The organism is Stenotrophomonas sp. UBA7606 (assembly GCF_002477705.1).
Taxonomy (GTDB): Bacteria; Pseudomonadota; Gammaproteobacteria; order Xanthomonadales; family Xanthomonadaceae; genus Stenotrophomonas.
On record NZ_DLJW01000029.1, the window covers coordinates 1 to 3,210 of the forward strand.

Here is a 3,210-nt window from a genome sequence, read left to right on the forward strand (position 1 = left end):
ATCACCGCCGAGGACTTCGTCCGCGACATGCTGGTGCGCCGGCTGGGCGTGCGTGAAGTCTGGATTGGCCCCAAGTTCCACTTCGGCAACCGCCGTGGCGGCGATATCGCGCTGCTGCAGGCAATGGGGGCAGAGCTGGGCTTTGCCGCCGGCGAGATCGAGCCGGTGCACCTGAACGGCGAGCGCATTTCCAGCACCCGCATCCGCGAGCTGCTGGTGGCCGGCGAGTTCGCCCATGCCGGCGAACTGTTGGGCCGGCCCTATGCCATCGGCGGCCGGGTCGTGCGCGGGCAGCAGTTGGGCCGCACCCTGGGCTTCCCCACTGCCAACTTGCGTTTCCCGAAAACACCCGCACTTTCTGGTATCTACGCTACGTGGGTACATGGCGTTTTCGAGCAGCCATGGCCGTCGGTGTCGAGCTTCGGCACGCGCCCCACGGTTGAAGGTGTGGAACCGCTGCTCGAGGCACACCTGTTCGACTTCCATGGCGATCTGTACGGCCGCCATATCGAAGTGGAATTTGTCGCCAAGCTGCGGGACGAAGAGAAGTTCAACGATCTGCCGGCACTGACCGAGCAGATGCACCGCGACGCAGAGCAAGCGCGTCGCATCCTAAACGAACACAGATTGCGAGCTACCGCGTGAGCCAGGATTACAAAGCCACCCTACATCTGCCGGCAACGGAATTCCCGATGCGCGGCGACCTGCCCAAGCGCGAGCCGGGCATCCTGGCACGTTGGGAAGAGCAGGGCATTTACGCGCAGCTTCGCGAGAACGCGAAGGGGCGGCCGCTGTTCGTGCTGCACGACGGCCCGCCGTATGCCAATGGCCAGATCCACCTGGGCCACGCGGTCAACAAGATCCTCAAGGACATCATCGTCAAGTCGCGTTACCTCGACGGCTTCGATGCACCCTACATCCCGGGCTGGGATTGCCATGGCCTGCCGATCGAAATCGCGGTCGAGAAGAAGTGGGGCAAGGTCGGCGTCAAACTCGATGCCGAGCAGTTCCGCCAGAAGTGCCGTGAGTACGCCGAAGAGCAGATCAACCTGCAGCGCGCTGATTTCAAGCGCCTGGGCGTGATCGGCGATTGGGAGAACCCGTACAAGACGCTGAGCTTCGATTTCGAGGCCAACGAGATCCGTGCGCTGTCCAAGATCGTCGCCAACGGCCACCTGGTGCGTGGCGCCAAGCCGGTGCATTGGTGCTTCGACTGTGGCTCGGCGCTGGCCGAGGCCGAGATCGAATACCAGGACAAGACCTCGCCGGCCATCGACGTGGCCTACGCCGCGCGCGATTCCAAGGCGCTGGCGGCCAGCTTCGGCGTTGAACTGCCGGCTGGCGTGGAAGTGGCGGTGCCGATCTGGACCACCACGCCGTGGACGCTGCCGGCTTCGCTGGCGGTGTCGCTGGGTGCGGACATCGATTACGTGCTGGTCGAAGGTCCGGCCCACAACGGCCAGCCGCGCTGGCTGGTGCTGGCCTCGGCGCTGGCCGAGCGTTCGCTGTCGCGCTACGGCGTGACCGAGGTGGTCGTGCATGGCCATGCCAAGGGTTCGGCGCTGGAGAACCAGCTGCTGGCCCACCCGTTCTACGCCAACCGCGACCTGCCGCTGCTCAACGGTGAGCACGTTTCCGATGCCGACGGTACCGGTGCGGTGCACACCGCGCCCGGCCACGGCCAGGAAGACTTCGCGGTCAGCCAGCAGTACGGGCTGATGGACAAGTACAACGCCGGCCAGATCAACCCGGTCGATGGCCGTGGCGTCTACCTGCCGTCGACGCCGCCGGCCGGTACGGTCGAGCTGGCTGGCCAGCACCTGTGGAAGGCACAGCCGCTGATCGTCGAGGTGCTGCGTGAGAGCGGCGCACTGCTGGCCTTCTTCGAGATCCAGCACAGCTACCCGCATTGCTGGCGGCACAAGACGCCAGTGGTGTTCCGCGCCACCCCGCAGTGGTTCATCTCGATGGACAAGGCCAACCTGCGCAACGACGCGATGGCGGCCATCGACAACGTGGGCTGGTTCCCGAGCTGGGGCAAGGCGCGTATCAGCAGCATGGTCGACGGCCGCCCGGACTGGTGCATCAGCCGCCAGCGTACCTGGGGCGTGCCGATCGCATTGTTCACCCACCGCGAAACCGGTGAGCCGCATCCGCGCAGCGTCGAGCTGATGCAGCAGGTGGCCGATCGCGTGGAGCAGGGCGGCATCGACGTCTGGTATTCGCTGGACGCAAGCGAGCTGCTTGGCGATGAAGCGGCCCAGTACGAAAAGGTCACCGACATCCTCGATGTCTGGTTCGACTCCGGCGTGACCCATGAAGGCGTGCTGTTGGCACGTGGCTTCGGCAAGCCGGCCGACCTGTACCTGGAAGGCTCGGACCAGCACCGCGGCTGGTTCCAGTCCTCGCTGCTGACCGGCGTGGCCATCGACAAGCACGCACCATACAAGCAGTGCCTGACCCACGGCTTCACCGTGGACGAGCACGGCCGCAAGATGTCCAAGTCGCTGGGCAACGGCATCGAGCCGCAGGAAATCATGCGCACCCTGGGTGCGGACATCCTGCGCCTGTGGATTGCCTCGGCCGATTACAGCAACGAGATGTCGCTGTCGCAGGAAATCCTCAAGCGCAACGCCGACGCCTACCGCCGCCTGCGCAACACCGCGCGCTTCCTGCTGGGCAACCTGGACGGTTTCGATCCGACCCAGCACCAGGTGGCCTTGCCGGACATGGTCGCCCTGGATCGCTGGATCGTGCATCGCGCGTTCGAGCTGCAGGAAAAGATCAAGGCCGCCTACGCCAACTACAACATGGCCGAGATCGTGCAGCTGCTGCTGAATTTCTGCAGCGTCGACCTGGGTTCGTTGTACCTGGACGTGACCAAGGACCGCCTGTACACGATGCAGGAAGATTCGCGCGGCCGTCGGTCGGCGCAGACGGCGATGTTCCACATCGCCGAAGCTTTCGCGCGCTGGGTTGCACCGATCCTGACCTTCACTGCCGAAGAGCTGTGGGGCTATCTGCCGGGCAAGCGTGCCGACAACGTGTTGTTCACCACCTGGTATGACGGCCTGGCGCCGTTGCCGGCGGATGCTCAGCTGACCGCTGCTGATTTCGATCAGCTGCTGGCGCTGCGTGAGCAGGTCTCCAAGGTGCTGGAGCCGATGCGTGCCAATGGCGCCATCGGTGCCGCGCTGGAAGCGGAGATCA

At 65.0% G+C, this 3,210-nt stretch carries 2 protein-coding genes; both read left to right on the forward strand.

Going from position 1 to position 3,210, the window contains the following annotated elements:
• The coding region (locus tag B2527_RS04590) for a bifunctional riboflavin kinase/FAD synthetase (protein WP_293706359.1) at positions 1 to 645 on the forward strand (645 nt) is incomplete at its 5' end.
• A partial coding sequence (ileS, locus tag B2527_RS04595) for an isoleucine--tRNA ligase (RefSeq protein ID WP_293706360.1) occupies positions 642 to 3,210 on the forward strand: 2,569 nt, incomplete at its 3' end. The genes B2527_RS04590 and ileS, both read left to right, overlap by 4 nt.